The sequence below is a fragment of the Flavobacteriales bacterium genome (assembly GCA_013214975.1).
Classification (GTDB): Bacteria; Bacteroidota; Bacteroidia; order DT-38; family DT-38; genus DT-38.
The window spans coordinates 1-16,464 of record JABSPR010000025.1; the positions used below are offsets into that span (position 1 = coordinate 1).

Annotated in this window: 17 protein-coding genes; 11 read left to right on the top strand and 6 right to left on the bottom strand. The window is 35.6% G+C overall.

The features are described 5' to 3' along the window. The 6 genes from HRT72_01825 to HRT72_01850 all read left to right on the top strand — a co-directional run. Positions 1 to 823 (top strand): gliding motility-associated C-terminal domain-containing protein (locus tag HRT72_01825; GenBank protein ID NQY66451.1); only part of this gene is annotated, 823 nt, incomplete at its 5' end. Positions 824 to 1,320: 497 nt separating this feature from the next. After that, positions 1,321 to 2,970 carry a glycosyltransferase family 39 protein gene (locus HRT72_01830; protein NQY66452.1) on the top strand — a complete coding sequence of 550 codons (1,650 nt, stop codon included), beginning with the start codon at positions 1,321 to 1,323 and terminating at the stop codon, positions 2,968 to 2,970. A 29-nt stretch (positions 2,971 to 2,999) separates the two neighbouring features. Beyond that, positions 3,000 to 3,830: a GntR family transcriptional regulator gene (locus HRT72_01835; GenBank protein ID NQY66453.1), complete on the top strand. Its 831-nt coding sequence runs from the start codon at positions 3,000 to 3,002 to the stop codon at positions 3,828 to 3,830. Positions 3,831 to 4,001: 171 nt separating this feature from the next. After that, positions 4,002 to 4,205 (top strand): hypothetical protein, encoded by a 204-nt coding sequence (locus tag HRT72_01840; protein NQY66454.1) that lies wholly within the window; start codon positions 4,002 to 4,004, stop codon positions 4,203 to 4,205. A 121-nt stretch (positions 4,206 to 4,326) separates the two neighbouring features. Beyond that, positions 4,327 to 4,620 (top strand): hypothetical protein, encoded by a 294-nt coding sequence (locus HRT72_01845; GenBank protein ID NQY66455.1) that lies wholly within the window; start codon positions 4,327 to 4,329, stop codon positions 4,618 to 4,620. A 71-nt stretch (positions 4,621 to 4,691) separates the two neighbouring features. Beyond that, on the top strand, positions 4,692 to 6,401 hold the full coding sequence (locus tag HRT72_01850; GenBank protein ID NQY66456.1) for a SulP family inorganic anion transporter: 1,710 nt from the start codon (positions 4,692 to 4,694) through the stop codon (positions 6,399 to 6,401). 1 nt (position 6,402) lies between these two features. Here HRT72_01850 and HRT72_01855 read toward each other — a convergent pair whose 3' ends face one another. After that, complete coding sequence (locus tag HRT72_01855) at positions 6,403 to 6,567, bottom strand: hypothetical protein (GenBank protein NQY66457.1); 165 nt, start codon at positions 6,565 to 6,567, stop codon at positions 6,403 to 6,405. A gap of 120 nt (positions 6,568 to 6,687) precedes the next feature. On the opposite strand from HRT72_01855, the gene HRT72_01860 reads away from it, so the two are divergent. The 5 genes from HRT72_01860 (at position 6,688) to HRT72_01880 (ending at position 11,097) form a co-directional block, all read left to right on the top strand. Beyond that, entirely contained in the window at positions 6,688 to 6,903 is a 216-nt protein-coding gene (locus HRT72_01860; protein ID NQY66458.1) for a HAMP domain-containing histidine kinase, read from the top strand. Positions 6,904 to 6,925: 22 nt separating this feature from the next. After that, positions 6,926 to 7,303, top strand: a complete 378-nt coding sequence (locus tag HRT72_01865) for a response regulator (protein NQY66459.1) — start codon at positions 6,926 to 6,928, stop codon at positions 7,301 to 7,303. Positions 7,304 to 7,385: 82 nt separating this feature from the next. Further along, positions 7,386 to 9,071: a gamma-glutamyltransferase gene (gene ggt, locus HRT72_01870; GenBank protein ID NQY66460.1), complete on the top strand. Its 1,686-nt coding sequence runs from the start codon at positions 7,386 to 7,388 to the stop codon at positions 9,069 to 9,071. Between the two features lie 36 nt (positions 9,072 to 9,107). Beyond that, positions 9,108 to 9,794, top strand: a complete 687-nt coding sequence (locus HRT72_01875) for a hypothetical protein (GenBank protein ID NQY66461.1) — start codon at positions 9,108 to 9,110, stop codon at positions 9,792 to 9,794. 190 nt (positions 9,795 to 9,984) lie between these two features. Continuing rightward, positions 9,985 to 11,097 carry a beta-lactamase family protein gene (locus tag HRT72_01880; protein ID NQY66462.1) on the top strand — a complete coding sequence of 371 codons (1,113 nt, stop codon included), beginning with the start codon at positions 9,985 to 9,987 and terminating at the stop codon, positions 11,095 to 11,097. 6 nt (positions 11,098 to 11,103) lie between these two features. Here HRT72_01880 and HRT72_01885 read toward each other — a convergent pair whose 3' ends face one another. The 5 genes from HRT72_01885 to HRT72_01905 all read right to left on the bottom strand — a co-directional run. Beyond that, positions 11,104 to 13,014 (bottom strand): T9SS type A sorting domain-containing protein, encoded by a 1,911-nt coding sequence (locus HRT72_01885; GenBank protein ID NQY66463.1) that lies wholly within the window; start codon positions 13,012 to 13,014, stop codon positions 11,104 to 11,106. Beyond that, positions 13,011 to 14,318 (bottom strand): STN domain-containing protein, encoded by a 1,308-nt coding sequence (locus tag HRT72_01890; protein NQY66464.1) that lies wholly within the window; start codon positions 14,316 to 14,318, stop codon positions 13,011 to 13,013. The genes HRT72_01885 and HRT72_01890 overlap by 4 nt, the downstream gene beginning before the upstream one ends. A gap of 138 nt (positions 14,319 to 14,456) precedes the next feature. Beyond that, entirely contained in the window at positions 14,457 to 15,464 is a 1,008-nt protein-coding gene (locus tag HRT72_01895; GenBank protein ID NQY66465.1) for a FecR domain-containing protein, read from the bottom strand. Between the two features lie 45 nt (positions 15,465 to 15,509). Then, positions 15,510 to 16,088: an RNA polymerase sigma-70 factor gene (locus HRT72_01900; protein ID NQY66466.1), complete on the bottom strand. Its 579-nt coding sequence runs from the start codon at positions 16,086 to 16,088 to the stop codon at positions 15,510 to 15,512. Positions 16,089 to 16,175: 87 nt separating this feature from the next. After that, on the bottom strand, positions 16,176 to 16,464 hold a 289-nt coding region (locus HRT72_01905; protein ID NQY66467.1), incomplete at its 5' end, for an aminotransferase class III-fold pyridoxal phosphate-dependent enzyme.

Below are 16,464 nucleotides of genomic sequence, written 5' to 3' on the forward strand. Positions count from 1 at the left end.
TTCTAGTATCTCGCATCCACGAGCATGGGAGCTGGACGATGACGGAGATAAATATTGGGTTGATCCTCATGTAAGAACAGGAGTATGTGGTTATAACACCTTAGGTGAATATGCGGATGGAGTTTATGGCGTAACGGTAACCGATGATAAGGGTTGTATCGCTTGGGATACCTTAACGATAAGGAGACCAGATTCGGTTAGAGCTTACTTCGATTGGCTACCCGATCCAGAGGATCCATTATCGGATGGTTATTATGAAGGTCCGCTGTTTGTACAGTTTGTAGATCAGAGTTATAACACAAGGTACGAGGAGAACATTTGGGAATACTGGAGTGCTGTAGAAGATGTAGACTCTGACGATATGATCCGAACAGAGGTTGGAGAAGCAGAAGGCGATAGTATGCCATACTTCACATTCGAGAATCTGATGCCAATTACCTTCTATGCGAAGTTAACTGTAACAAGAGATGGCTACTGTCCAATTTCGGATAGTGTATCCTTTAACGTAAGAACGGTATCTTGCCTATACATCCCAGATGTGTTTACTCCGAATAATGATGGCGTAAACGACTATTTTGAAATGATTAGACATTGTAACTTAGAAACGTTTGTTGGCGATATCTACAACAGATGGGGTGAGAAGTTATATCACTGGGAGAACCCAGAGGCAGCATGGGACGGACGTACAATATCAGGCGAGGAAGTACCAGATGGAGTTTACTTCTATGTAATCTCAGCAAGAGGCTTCGATGGAGTTAATCGTGCAGACATGGACGATGAAAGTGTAGAGACAGTAGCTGGTAGTGTAACTATTATTAGGTAGAATATTTATTCAACAAAAAAGCCCATTCGACTCTCTGTTCAGCCCATAGCTTTATTATTTTTTCCATCTGTCCATCGTATTCCAGAATTGGTAATATTTTACTTTTTTCAATATGTATTATTTTTTCAGCGGGCTGAAATAAAGAATGTAACAACGGTACGGAAAGTAGTAATGTGCATAGGATGAACGCTATTCCTATGGTTTTTAAAATTGATTTATTTATCGGTACGTCTTCATGTTTCATATTAGGTTTACGGTGGATGTCTGTTTTAAGAACAAAAAATCGATAGATAACCTAATTTAGTGTGTCAACAGCATTTCGTATGCCATATGGAGCATGAATAGATTAAAGATTTATGTCTATAAAGACAGATTTCAATCGTCCATCTAGTTATAAGCATTATTGATCTTCCCATAGGAGGTTGATAGTCAAATATTATTTTTGAATACAGAGTTCAACTTTGAGTTTTGTAATTTTGTTGGATTAGCCTAGTCATTTGAATAAGAAAACATTTATCAGTCTATTTTCTGCTGTTGTTATTGTAAACTTCGCAGGGCTGCTTTGCAATATCTTTAGTGCAGATTCATCCATGTACGCCATGATTTCTAAGTCACTGGTGACATCTGGGAATTATTGGGATTTATTTGTTTACGAAAAAGACTGGTTGGATAAACCACACTTCCCTTTTTGGGTTTGTGCCTTGTCTATCGAAATATTTGGATCCAATACGTTTGCCTATAAAATCCCTTCGATATTGTTTTTCTTTATGGGACTTGGCTATACTTATAAATTAGCAAAACGCTTGTATGGGTACGATGTAGCACAATCTGCTGTTCTTATAATGGGGTCTTCCTTACATTTAATAATATCAAATAATGATACGCGAGCCGAGGCGATTTTACTCGGTTTGGTAATGGGTGCCGTCTACTACACCTATTTACTATCCGCTTCTTTTTCAATTCGAAACTTAATATTAGCGGCGGGGTTTTGTGGAGCTGCTGTAATGACGAAAGGAGTATTTGTGCTAGTGATAATTTATTCGGCCGTCTTATTTGATGTTTGGCTGAAAAAGGACTTTGGTAAATTAATTAGCATTAGATGGCCTTTTTTATTTGCAATTACCATGATTTTTACTTTGCCTGAATTGTATGCTGTTTATCAACAATTCGATCTGCATCCTGAGAAAATAGTTTTTGGTAATACAAATGTATCTGGGCTGCAATTCTTCTTATGGGATAGTCAATTGGGACGGTTTTTTAATAGCGGTCCTATAAAAGGAAAAGGGGATCCAACCTTTTTTATACATACGATGTTATGGGCTTTTGCACCATGGGCAATCTTGGGATTCACTTCTTTGTATAAAACGGCAAGGGCAATTATTGGGAAGAAGCAAGTAAAAGAGTATGTGACATTTTTTGGTTTCTTAGTCATGTTTATTGTGTTTTCTGTTTCCAGTTTCCAGCTTGCTCACTATACAAATATTATATTCCCATTCTTAGCTATATCAGTTGGCGCGTTACTTATTGGGGATTCGGAGAATAAGATTATCGTTCGAATTACCAATATTTCAATAAATGTATATGCTGTTGCAGCTGTTCTCGCGATTGGTTTAGTTGAGTATCTATTTCAACCCGAATATTTCATTATTGGATTGTTAATTATGATTGGATTGATAGCTGCAATTATTTTATTCAATACGTTGTATTCTAATATTAAATATAGAGGAGTAATCTTTGGGACAATTGTCGGATTGCTTTTGGGAGCATATCTAAATACTGGATTTTATCCCGGTCTCTTAAAGTATCAGTCTGGTTCTCAGGTTGCTTTTATAATGAAAGATGATCATCCTTCGGCTGATCTACTCGTAGCCCCAGGATTAAACTATTATGACTTGCAGTACTACTCGTCAAATAAGATTGTAAGCGTTGATGAGATAGATAAATACGAAGAGTGGATGCAGAATGGTAAAAACTATGTATTTAGTGATGATGAATTTATGTCAATATTAAAAAAAGAGGGCTTTAAATATTCTATACTTAATGAGTTCGACCATTTTCGAATTACTAAATTGAACAAGAAGTTCTTGGATGTGGAAACAAGGTCTCAAAAAGTAAAGAAAAGGTACTTGCTAGAAGTTACTATTTAAGAATTTTTCAGCATAAAAATATTTGTAAAATGGATGTAGGGCAATTTAATATACTGAAGATAAAGAAGGAAACCTCTATTGGGTTGTTCTTGGAGAATAGCCAAGGAGAGCAAGTACTATTGCCTAACGAAAGTTGTCCTGATTCTTTTGATCTAGAAGATGAGTTGGAAGTTTTTATTTATAAGAACCAAGAAGGTGGACTTGTTGCGACTAATACAGATCCTAAAATATTTCTTTATGAGTTTGCCTATTTAACCATAAAATCTGTTGATAACGACGGTGCTTTCGTTGATTGGGGTTTAAAAGATGATTTATTTGTTCCGAAAGAGGAAACTGGTTTTGAAATGAAACCAGGCGACAGGCGAATTGTATATCTTGATTTAGATGAAGAAAGCAACAGTCTTTTTGGAAGCACTATGTATGAATTGTATTTGCAAAACGAAACAATAGAGGTAGCTGAAGGCGATCAAGTCGACTTATTTGTGCTTAAGCATTCTGATCTTGGATTTAACGTAGCTGTTAATCATGAACATATTGGCTTAGTATACCATAACGAAGTGTTTCAAGAATTGCAGAAAGGGGATTCTTTAAAAGGTTATGTAAAGAAAATAAGAGACGAAAACATGTTGGATGTTTCGATTCAGCCACTTGGTTATAGAAATGCAAGTTCTAGTAATGTAGAGATGATTATAGAAAAATTAAAAAATAATAATGGCGTTCTAGCTCTTCATGATAAAAGTTCACCAGATGAAATATCTGAGCAACTTGGAATTAGTAAAAAGGCATTTAAACAGGCAATTGGCGCTTTGTATAAGAAGAAATTAATAGAATTAGGAGACAAGGAAATAAAAATGCTCTAGCCTCATTCAGTTAGGGTAGGGCTTATTTTTGGGCGAAAAGGCATTTTTTTATTCATTAACAATTATTTAGTTAATAACTGTTTGTAGATACTTGGAATAGTCGAATTAAAATTTATATAATTGCCAAACAATACGCATAACTATTAATATCCATAATAAGTTTAAGAAGCTATGGGAAGACCACCTACTAAACCGATTGTACTAAAAGACGGTTGGTATATTGAAGTAAGAAATAAAGGATCAAGATCTGGAGTTAAACTTCGTAGAGATACTGAAGATGAAATGAATCAAGCTATCAAAGACTTTGCAAGGTCTAAAGATGTTATCGTTTTAGGTGAAACTAAAAGCGGTAAATGGATGAACGATAAAAAGTAAATCCTTCATTTGTCAAATACATGCAGTTAAATCGAACTGCATGAAATACTTTCTTTTTTAAAATACACGTTGATATTTCGTATTGAATCGAAAGTTCAACGATTGTGTGTATATTTGAGTAATGAGCTTTTCAGGTTTACATACATATATACTCGCGATAGCATTTTTATTGCCTACGCTATTTTCTACAATATCTTTTGTAGATAATAATGAATTGGAATATGAAATAGAAAGCGATTGGTCTGAAAAAAAAGGCAAAGAATCGAAAGATAAGTCTGACGAAATTAAGAGTCTTATGTCAACAAAGAAAGATGACTCTTCTCAATTGGTATCAGGCGGTTTTAAATTTGCAAAGCACGGAAGCTTACTCTTAAGTTTCACATCTGAGGTATTCACTCCACCTCCCGAATGTTAATTTAATGTTGCTAATATCTAGCGGATTAAACTTCTCATTTTAACATTTAACCAATACAAATAATTTTCTGAGTGAAAAATATTTTTTTTGATTTTAGTCATTTCAAAGGCGATGCTTTTGGAGGGATAACTGCCGGTGTTGTTGCTTTACCTCTTGCTTTGGCATTTGGAGTTCAATCTGGTATGGGTGCTGAAGCGGGTCTGTATGGTGCAATGATATTGGGTGTCTTTGCTGCTATTTTTGGAGGAACAGATACTCAGATTAGTGGTCCTACTGGACCGATGACCGTAATTTCCGTTATGGTAGTCACTTCTGCGATTGAATCATCGGGGAGTATTGCAGAGGGCTTGGGACTTATTATAGCATCTTTTGTTTTTGGAGGCTTGATTTTAGTTGTATTTGGCCTTTTGAAATTTGGAAAGTATATTAAGTATATTCCTTATCCTGTGTTGTCAGGGTTTATGACCGGAATAGGAGTGATTATTATCTTGTTTCAATTATTCCCATTTCTTGGTTTGATATCTCCTAAAGGTACATTGGATATTATTATTGAGTTCGCTTGGTCGATTTCGAAGATCAACTACGAATCATTTGTATTAGGTGGAGTAGCAATAGCAATAATTTATATATTCCCGAAAATCACCAAGGCAGTGCCGAGTACTTTGGTAGCCCTTATTATATGTACAGCTGCTTGTTATTTTCTGCAATGGGATACACCTTTGATTGGTGAAATACCAGATGGTTTCCCTTCACTCAAATTAGGTAGTATTCTTACGATCAAAATGGATGTAATTATCCTTGCCTTTCAATATGGTTTAATGCTTGCTGCCTTAGGTGCAATTGATTCGCTCCTGACATCCGTTATTGCAGATAACATAACCAAGACAAAGCACGATAGTAATAAAGAATTAATCGGACAGGGTATAGGTAATGTCGCCGCAGCTTTTTTTGGAGGTATCCCGGGAGCTGGTGCTACAATGAGAACAGTAGTGAACGTAAATGCTGGAGGTCGTACCAAGATTTCTGGGGTTATTCATGGCTTACTCCTCGCAATGATTTTATTGGGGTTAGGTAAATTGGCTGCATTTATTCCATTAAGTGTATTGGCCGGTATATTAATTACTGTAGGTATTGGTATAATTGATTATAAAGGACTTAAACATTTAAGACATGTGCCTAAGGCTGATTCCGTTATTATGATAGTAGTTCTCATAATAACGGTTTTTGGTAATTTGATTAATGCGGTTGCTATAGGAATGGTTTTGGCTTCCATTCTATTTATGAAAAAAATGGGAGATCTAATGGAAAAGGACTCTAAAGTGGCTGCACTTAAGGAGTTTAAGAAAGAAATGCCTTGGAAGGATGAGAATAAAATTCCGGATGAGATTGAAGATAAAATTTATATCAAGCATTTAGACGGCCCACTTTTCTTTGGCTTTGCCAGTGATTTTAATCAAATGATTAAAAAACTACCGCAAGTAGAATTGGTGATAATTCGAATGCGAGAGGTGCCTTTTATGGACCAGTCTGGCCTTTATGCTATGGAAGAATCGATTCTGGAATTAGAAAGGAGAGGTATTATAGTGGTGATCTCAGGAATTAAAGATCAGCCACTAGACATGTTACGAGGGATAAATGTTGTACCTGGTCTTATTCCAGAAACAGTTCTATTCTCAAACTTTAGTGGATGCTTAAAATGGCTTAAGCAGAATCTAGACGGCGAAAATGGGTTTAAGAAAATCGCCGAAGAGATTCTGGAATCCAAGAAATCGAAAAGTTAACCTAAGCTTGCTGGGTTTTAAAAGCTCCCATTATCATAGTTGCCAAGCAAACAGTAACGCCTAATACACCTATCATTCCTATAGGTGCGTCTACAGAGAATGCGCCTTTTAGAAATAAGCCTATAGGCAAAAATATAGAAGCCATAGCAGCGTAGGAAGCGACCATCTTAAGTTTTTCAGAACCTTATTCAGAATTCGATTAACTACCATGACATGGAAGCGCCCTCTAAGGAAAGACCCGGTATTAAAGTAAGGTTAATCCAAAGAGAGAATGATTTAGTATTTAATGTTTTTTGATAATGGTCCTGGAATTCCAGAAGAGATTAAATCACGAATATTCGACATGTATTATAGAGGAAACGTTACATCGAAAGGAAGTGGCTTTGGTTTATATATTGTTAAAAACGCGATCGCGAAATTAAATGGTACAATATCATTTATAAGTAGACCAGGGCATACCGATTTTCAATTCATTATACCTACTAATTCAATAGCATCATAATGGGAGCTCAGAGAAAAAGGTAATGTTTATCGATGATAATGAAGTCGAAAATTACATTAATAGTAAGCTGATACAGCAGAATCTAGGCGATTGTGATATTGTTGTTTTTAATAATGCTGTAGAGGCTCTCAAGGACTTTATTGCTATTGATAAGACATCTCCATTAGATGTAAACTTAATTCCTGAATTAATCATCCTCAATATCAATATACCTATTATGAATGGCTTTGAGTTTCTTGCAGAGTTTAAGCTCCTATCTGAAAATTTAAGAAAAGGCATGCGGTTTTTCCTTTTAACTTCTTCATCAAGTGTAATAGATCAAGATAAAAGCAAAGAGTTTGATGAAATAGTAGCATATATAACCAAGCCTTTAGCTAAAGAAAACTTACTTGATATATAGTATCCTTTCCGGCCCATAAGTACATTTGATTTTTCATAGCGTATAATTTCCTAAGTTCGCGCAATACATTATTGTGAAAAGAATGAAAAACTCTGGTATCCTTATTTTTCTGTTTCTGATTTCGTTTCTCGCCAATGCTCAAGACAGGCCAGTTGGAAAATCATTTATTACAAGGTCTGAAGTTGTAGCGAATCATGCGATGGCTGCAACAAGTCAGCCTTTGGCGACTCAAATTGCTTTAGATATTCTTAAAAAAGGAGGTAACGCCATTGATGCAGCAATAGCAGCTAATGCTGCTTTGTGTGTAATGGAGCCCACTGGTGCTGGTATTGGAGGAGATTTATTTGCTATAGTTTGGGATGCTAAATCAAAAACATTACATGGTTTAGATGCAAGCGGAAGCACTCCGGCAAACCTTACGGTAGATTATCTCAAGGAGAATAAAATAAATAATATAGCAGAGGAAGGAGCTTTATCTATTACTGTTCCGGGCTGCGTGGATGGTTGGTTTGAGCTTCATTCTAAATTTGGGAAACTATCGATGGGTAAAATTCTGAATCCTGCTATCTCCTACGGAAAGCATGGGTTCCCATTGTCTGAGATTATTGCCCACGAATTGAANTCGGAGGTTAAGAGGCTTCATTCCTACCTAGATATAAAAGAGCTTTATTCTTCTGAAAATGGACAATGGTCTAAAGGTGATATTCTTAAGAACCCTAATCTGTCGAAAATATTTTCTCTCCTTGCTAAGGAGGGCAAAGACACATTTTATAAAGGAATAGTTGCGCAAGCTATGGCTACACATGTGCAGGAAAACAATGGATTTTTATCTGTAGAAGATTTAGAAAACCATCAATCGGAATGGTTAGAGCCAGTTTCTACTAGCTACCGAGGATATGAAGTTTGGGCTTTGCCAAATCGTGGTTATGGAATATCAATGCTTCAAACGTTGAATTTATTGGAAGACTATGAAATTAAACACATGGGATATGGTAGTGCTAGTTACTTACATTTATTGGTTGAAGCAAAAAAAATAGCTGGCAATGATGGTGCGAAATTACATGGAAATACAAAAATAAAAGGAAGTGAAGTAGATAAATTAATTTCTAAAAAGTATGCTTCTAAAAATAGATTATTGATGGATGAAAAGAAAGTTTCCACCCCACTCGGTATTAATCATAAGATAGAAGGTGGGAATTCAATATATCTTACCGTAGCAGATAAAGAGGGGAACATTGTGTCTTTATTTCAAAGTAACTATAAGGGTTTAGGTTCGGGTATCGCCCCAAAGGGAATGGGTTTTGTTTTGCAAAACAGGGCTGCTTCTTTCTCATTAACTGAAGGGCATACTGGTAAATATGAAGCCTCTGTTAAACCTTTTAATACGTTATCTCCGTCGTTTATTACTAAAGAAGGAGAACCTTACTTAAGCTTTGGTATAGATGGTGGGTATATGCAGTTTCTTGGTCAGGTGCAATTTGTAATAAACTTAATAGACTTTAATATGGGTTTACAAGAAGCTGGTGATGCTCCAAGAATAATGCACATTGGCTCTGAAACGATAATTAATAATGAGTTATCGGATGAATCCTCTTTGTTTGTTGAATCTGGTTTCGAATCAGAGACAATAAGAGAACTATTAAATATGGGCCATAAAGTAGAGATTAGGAATGGAGACTTTGGGGGATTTCAAGCAATATTAGTGAAAGATAGAGTGTATTACGGAGCGTCTGAATCACGAAAGGATGGTCAAGCTGCTGGTTATTAAAGCCAACATCTAATTAATAATTACGTAATATATATAATGAAAATTAAGAGTTTAAGTTTCCTTCTGTACTTTTTATTTCCACTATCAATATTTGCACAGCAGAGTAAATTCTATGTTGGACTCGGCGGGGGGATAGATGTTTACGACTACGAATTTTTCGATAACCCAATAGATAATTTCAAACACCAGTTTTCAAAAACAGATGGCTATAGCATTGGTATGCGATTAAATTTCGGACCTGTTTCTAAAGTGAGATTTAGTGCAGGTGCATATTTTTCACAAAAGGGATATAAGCTTATCTATAATTGGACTTCATCAATTGATGGTGATGCGGAGATGCCAAAAGAATCCATTCTATTAGCTGACTTTGTAGATATACCTTTGAGCTTTAATTACAGATTAATAGGAAAGAATAGTTTTCATATATCTCCAAGTATTGGAGTTATGACTAGTGTTAATTTAGAGAATAATGAGTTTTCTATTATGGGAGATGGTAGCGAAATCGCCTCTAATAATATTTCAGAACTTACGAATAGTGTCATCGCGAATTTGCTTTTTGCCGGTAAGTTTAGTCTAATAATTGGTATAGATCTTTCTAAAGCGATGTTCATTTCTTTGGAGCCATATGTTGTCAAGAACTTTAATGAATTAGATAAAGCAATAATCGACACTACACCGCTCAATTATGGAGGAATAGTCTCGTTGAATTTCAGAATTTTGTAATTTTTTTCGGAATCTATCCTGCGCAATGAGACTTAAAAGAGGTTGTATGTGTTACCAATGTGTGTTGTAGAGCTTGAGTTGCCAAGGTCCAAGGAATACGAATGGATTATAAATGTGTAAAAATACTTCCTTCGTCCAAGGATTTCTAAAGGCTAATTTATAACTTGCTGATCCAAAGCAAGAAGAGTAGATGGTAAAGAAAGGAGTTTCCCTTATAATAATAATTTTCATATTAGTAGGTTGTGGCGGAGAAATAGAGATTTCAACTTCTCCCAAATCGAATGTGAAATCAAAGAAAATTTCTTCTGCATTAAAACTAATGCACAAGCAAAACTTATTGAATGGATGTGTATTAGTCACCGAGGGGAATGATATCATATTTAATGATTGCTTTGGTTTTGCAAATTTTGAAAAGAAAGACTCTTTGCAGGTCGATTCTAGATTTAGACTTTGCGGTTTAAGTCTCCAGATGACAGCAATGTCTGTAATGATCCTAGAAAGTAAAGGCCTTTTAGGATTTAATGATGACATTTCGAAGTATCTACCTGAACTTCCGTACAAGGGAATAACAATTCGACATTGTTTGCAGCATATAGGTGGGTTGCCTGATTATATGTGGATGTTAGAAGAAATTGAGAAAGAAGAAGGGGAGCTGTTTTATAATAAAGACGTATTAGAATTAGTAGTAGAGAAGGCACCACCGGTCCACTTTCAACCAGGAACTAGCTGGGAGTATAGCGAGTTAGGCTATGTATTGATTCCTTTAATTGTAGAGAAAATATCCGGTATTTCATTCCGAGACTTCATGCAAGAAAATATTTTTTCTCCATTGGATATGACAAATACACTAATGGCTTCGGGCACTGGAGATAATAAGGTAAATGGATACGACGCGAATAAAAAGCAAAACGACTTTCATAAAACAAATGGTATTGTAGGAGATGGTGGGGTTATTTCTACTATTGAAGATATTTACAAATGGGATCAGGCGTTATATTCAGAGAAGTTGGTGAAAAGAGAAGTTTTAGCAGAGGCTTCTAGACCGTATAGATTAAATAACGACCAAGGGAAAGGAGATTATGGTTTTGGAGTGTATATATATAATTATGAGGGAGTAATTACTTTGGAGCACGGTGGAAACTGGTTAGGTTTTCATAATTATATGATGAGAGACCTCACAAATAAGAACTTAATTACAATACTTACTAATCAAAACCAAGATCCATCTATCTTGATGGCAGTAATTAATGATATCTTGGAGACAGACGAAGAGGAATTGGTAAGAGAAGAAGCCGAACTTTAGCTGGTTTTATTTCTTTAATAGAACGATTTTCTTATTTATAGTTTTTTCGTTCGTTGTAATTCTTACAAAATATATTCCCGAATTTAGTTCCGAAAGATTAATCTCTGTCTCTTGATTCAAGGTGCTTTTCTCAAGGACCCGAAGCCCAGATTTATTGAATATCTCAATTTTATAAAAAGTAAAATTCGGACTTTCAGAACGTATTGTGATTTTATCGGTAGTTGGATTAGGTGAAACGCTTAGAACTCCTGCTGATCCTCTTTCCTGTAATCCGACAGTAGGTAATAAATTTACGTTTAGGTTAAAAACGGTGCCAAGCATGTTAATTAGAAACGCATCCTCGAAATCTAGAGTTTTGAAATAATATGTTTCTTCATATAGATTTGCTTGTGACCCCTCAGCAACACCTTTCAGGATATAATTACCGAAACAAAAATTATTGAAACTAAAATAACCATTATCAACAGTTGTTGATGCAATTGGGGTTGTATTATTGGCGTCATACAAATACACTGTAGCATCATTTATTGATTCATTGCCTCCTAAAACCATTCCAGTAATGGAGTCTGTGCAATTGAAGCCTACGTTAATAAAGTCTGTATCTAAGCAACCATTGTTATCAGAAGCCGTGGCATTGTACAGGCCTGCACATAAGTCTACTTCACTAGTAAGAACACCTTCGGGTAAGCTCGAATAGGTAGTGCCTGTAGACCATATTATGTCATAAGGGGCTACCCCGTTAGTTATTTGAGCATTTACTTGTCCATCGCAGTCTAAGCTCGAGTTTTGATTCACCGAACTGAGCGCAACGTTTAGTTCGTATGATGCCACATACAATTCGGAGCAATTATTAATTGGGCCTGCAAATCCAAAACGTAATGCATATGTACCACTATCTAAACCATTGGCAGAAACATTTAATTGAGTTGTATTCTCACCAAGAATTGCAATTCCATTTCTATACCATTGGTAGGAGTTATTACTTGATACAGTATCAGGAGTTCCACTAAGAACCAAGTCTGAAGTGCATAGGTTCCCAGTGCTCTGTATAGTTGTTTCAAATGAGGAAGTGTCTCCATTCAAAATAAAATTGTCAAAAACGAAATAGTTTTGACAATCAAAATTTGCGATAAAATAATTTGTTCCAGATAAATTACAAGGAGCACCAACGAGAATGCTAAGAATATCTGCAGGGGATTGAAAGGAGATGCTCAATCTTGACCAAGACGTCTGAGGGTCATAAGTAATGGTTCCTAATTCAATCCAATTATAAGGGGCGCTGGTTGGACATTGATTATTGTAATTAGCAAGAGGAAGAGTGTTGCACTGTATATTGCCATAAAGTGTAACGTCGATTGGATCAAAATCATCTGGGAAATTACCAAAGCAATTATTCCCTAAACCATTTTGATCGTAATTAGAAGTAGAACACCCAATATCGAATTCGAATTTGTAGAACTCATCTTCATGTAGTTTGTTATCCAAACAAACACCAAAACCTTCTCTCCAGTTTTCGTACCATATCGCTGCAACTATTCCGTTAGATGTATTTCCATTCGGATCGTTTGGAAAAGGGAATAATCCAGTATTGCTAATCTGGCTTGGTAACCAATCACACGTATTAATATAGTCAGCTCTTGCTTCCATTTCTCCATAAATACTCTGGTTTCTCCATCTATCCAAATTTGATAACAGGTCGTATTCGTCTGGGCATGCCCCGTCTTCGAAGAATGAGTTTGGCAAGACACTGAGTACCTCAGATGACGAAGCGCTACAGCCACAATCAACTTTGTCATTTAGGTCGATAAGACCGTCAGAGTCATCGTCGATTCCGTTATCACAGATCTCATTACCTGCAAATGCGCAATCAAGTATAAATATGAAGGGAAGCAATAAGAAGAGGACCTTAAATTTCATTTAATCGCTGGAGTTAAATCTTTTTTATTTCTGAAGTTGTAAGTTAAGTGCATGCCCATGCTCACATAGTTCCCTTTGTTTTTTGGAAAGTAAGTATCAATTAAAATTGGAGAGAGGTATTTCTTATAAGAAGTATAAAAGCCTAATTCCCATTTAGTACCTATTACCAAATTACTCACTAATCCCAAAGACAACGCAGAACTGTATTTGTAAACGGAGTTTTTGGGTTGAGTGGAATAAAACCCGGTAGAATCTAAAATATTGTTGGTTGTCTCTGTAAGTAATCCAGGTAGATAGGATACCGAAATCGCTAGGTTAGATTTTGGAAGAGATAAGATTTTAAAGCTAGCAGTAAGTGGAAATTCTAGATAATGATAGTATGTTTTACTCTTGGTTCTATGTGTAACTAATGTGTCTTTGTAAAAGCTAGTATCTTTTGGAACATATATGGTAATAAATGCGTCATCAGAAACTGTCATATCAAATGAAGTAGCAATTATAGTAAGTTCTTTATAAACAGTTGAGTCAATAGAGAAATTAGCATCTAACTTATTCGTTAAGATACTCCAGTTAATACCTATGCCGATTCCCCATTTATTGTAATGGAACATGCCACTTACACCTCCGGTGTATATAGGTCCAAATTGTTGAGAGAACTCAATATTGTTTGTTGTCTTTTTAGTAACGCCTGAAAAAGGAAACAAATAAGCAATATTGGTATTTGTAGAAATATGGGATTCAGCAATTTTGAATTTCTGACGACGTCTTTTTTTATGTGAAGAAGAATCGTTGATTATTAAATCAACGATCAAATTAGTCTGCCTTATTGTGTACGACCAGGTTGTTCTGATACCTGCTCCAAAATTAAATGCAGGATTGTTTGAAGAAATATATTTGGAAGTGTCCTGATTAGTAGAAATTCGATTTTTGGGTACACTGGCATTTGTTTTTGGCTTTTCACGCTTCACTTCTTGCACTGAAGTAGATGCTTGGGAACTGGATTTAGCCTTAAAGGGCTCCTTCGTTTTGTAAATGGATACTTTCCCTTTCTGTTTTTTAATAATAATGTGATCGTGAAATTCGGTGAACTCAATATTGTAATCGCTAAATAATCTGTTCAAGACATCCTCAATTGATTCAACACTAGCATTTATCGAGCTTTTTTTACTCTCTGGGAATAAAGATCCTGAATAGGAGAATTTTATACCTGTTTGTTTTTCCAGATTCTCTATTACCTCGTAAAGAGGAGTGTCTTTAACTGATATGGTTACTTTCGTGTTTTTTAGTAAATCAGATTGAGCCATTACTCCAATTGAAGTGAATAGTAGAAAGATAAAAGAAAGGCAGGATTTTATTTTCAATGCTTATACTGATTAATTACAAGCTTGAAGGTACGGATATTTCCAGTTTGCTATCTGGTTAAAAGAAGAGAAACCTATCTTTTAGCAGCCTTGGCCATCAATTATTATTTTGTCACCTTCTTCTTCGACTGTAATATCAAGAGTAAGCTCAAGTAGTTGAAGAATGTAAGAAATGTCTTTGTTGTCAAAACTTACCGTAAGCTTGCATGTATTTTTATTTGCGTTTTTTAATTCGAGGTTCAACTCCCATTTGCTATTTAACAACGCAACAATATCTTGCAGAGGACTATCTCTGAATTTAATTTGCCCATCTTGCCAAAACAGGTAGTTTATATTTTCATTATTGGAGAAGAGAAAGTTTGAATTGCTTGCCAGCTTAGTCCCCTTCATTTCGGCCGTAAGTAAATTAGTTTTCGAAATAGATTCTACTTCGTCATTCTTGTTGTAAAAAAGAACACTGCCTTTTTTTACTGTAACTACGATTGAATCTATGTTATTTGCATTGACGTTGAATTGTGTTCCTGTAACCATTACTCTTTGATCACCCACTTCAATTACAAAAGGTTTGTCTTTATTTGATTCGATGTCGAAAAATGCTTCGCCTTCTAATCGAACTAAACGGATGTTCTCATCAAATACTTCTGGATAGCTTAAAACGGAATTTGTATTAATAGTTATTTGAGAACCATCTGCTAAAGCTTTTTCAAGACTGCTTTCACTAGATGCTTCAGCAACCATAATAGTTGGGTTAGGCTCCTTAATACCGATCATCCACAGTAAACCTCCTAGTGCGATAACAGCCGCAGCTCGAAGAATAATTCGAATTGTCTTCATTCCTGATGGCATTTGTATGACCTTCGATTCTTTAAGTGACCTTGTTTTTTTGAATTTTTCAAATTCGGCTTGCGCATCTAATTGCTTAACAATTTCGTTTGTTTCGCTTAATTCGATGACACGTTTCATCTTAAGGTAAGTGGCCTTAATCTCATCTCGAGAACTTATTAGTTCAATGAGTTCTTTAGATTCTTCTTCAGTAGATTCTTCTACTAAATACCTCTCAATTAGTTCAATGTATTCTTCTTGTGTCATTTATTCTGTAATATGTCTCCTATACCCTTAACCTTTGGTTATACCCTAAAGGATATTTAAAATATTAATTAGTCCAATTATCAACAGGTGTAAATAGTTTTCCATTGCTGCGTAAACCTTCTTAATTGCAACGCTCATATTATACTCCACGGTCTTTTGTGGTATTTCTAAATGCTCTGCTATTTCTTTATACGTGTAGCCTTCAAAACGATTTAATTTAAAAACATTGCGTTGCTTCTCACTTAATTCTCCTAGTACTTTATTTAAGATGGTAAGAAGCTCATTTTCGGCCATTGCATCGAATTCAAACCGATCTTCGACAGAATCTAAATAGCGCTCTTTTCGTTTGTTTTTTCTTCCGGTGTCACGAATAAATTTAAGGCACCTATTATGTACGGCTCTGTTGAAATAGGCAAATATATTCTGGTCTTCTTGAATATTTTGAGGTTTGTCCCAAACAGCAAGAATTACCGTTTGAACGATGTCTTGGGATTGCGGAAGATCCCTTAAAATGCGATATGCCGTGTCAACCAGAAATGAATAGTAGTTGTTATAGATAAATTCATAAGCGTCGTCATGCCCTTCTTTAAGGTACTTGCCAATGTTATCGTTATCTATCTTCACACGCTATATCAATGAAGCTAATGTACTAAAATGACTACTAATATAGAGTAGTGGTTAAAAGAAAGAGATGAGGGTTTCGTATTCCTCTTATTGTTCAGAATTAACTGCTTCAATAGCTCTTCCTAAAATATCCAATCCTTGATCCAATTGCTCATCGGTGATAACCAATGGAGGCATTAAACGGATGCAGTTGGATAAGATTCCAGCGCGAATTAAGATGATTCCTTCTGCGCCAGCTTTTTTGATAATGTTCAAAGGAATAGTCATGTCGGCAGTACGGTTTTCTCTGTCGCTAACAAACTCAACTAAATTCATTGCGCCCAATCCTCGAACATCTCCAATGATGTCGTACTTGTCTTTCCAAGAGTTTAAAGTA

Excerpts from the sequence above, each read along its gene's own strand:
- HRT72_01835 (NQY66453.1), top strand. The coding sequence starts at position 3,000 with ATGGATGTAGGGCAATTTAATATACTGAAGATAAAGAAGGAAACCTCT.
- HRT72_01840 (NQY66454.1), top strand. The coding sequence starts at position 4,002 with ATGGGAAGACCACCTACTAAACCGATTGTACTAAAAGACGGTTGGTAT.
- HRT72_01845 (NQY66455.1), top strand. The coding sequence starts at position 4,327 with ATGAGCTTTTCAGGTTTACATACATATATACTCGCGATAGCATTTTTA.
- HRT72_01855 (NQY66457.1), bottom strand. The coding sequence starts at position 6,567 with ATGGTCGCTTCCTACGCTGCTATGGCTTCTATATTTTTGCCTATAGGC.
- HRT72_01860 (NQY66458.1), top strand. The coding sequence starts at position 6,688 with ATGTTTTTTGATAATGGTCCTGGAATTCCAGAAGAGATTAAATCACGA.
- HRT72_01865 (NQY66459.1), top strand. The coding sequence starts at position 6,926 with ATGTTTATCGATGATAATGAAGTCGAAAATTACATTAATAGTAAGCTG.
- HRT72_01875 (NQY66461.1), top strand. The coding sequence starts at position 9,108 with ATGAAAATTAAGAGTTTAAGTTTCCTTCTGTACTTTTTATTTCCACTA.
- HRT72_01880 (NQY66462.1), top strand. The coding sequence starts at position 9,985 with ATGGTAAAGAAAGGAGTTTCCCTTATAATAATAATTTTCATATTAGTA.
- HRT72_01885 (NQY66463.1), bottom strand. The coding sequence starts at position 13,014 with ATGAAATTTAAGGTCCTCTTCTTATTGCTTCCCTTCATATTTATACTT.
- HRT72_01890 (NQY66464.1), bottom strand. The coding sequence starts at position 14,318 with ATGGCTCAATCTGATTTACTAAAAAACACGAAAGTAACCATATCAGTT.
- HRT72_01895 (NQY66465.1), bottom strand. The coding sequence starts at position 15,464 with ATGACACAAGAAGAATACATTGAACTAATTGAGAGGTATTTAGTAGAA.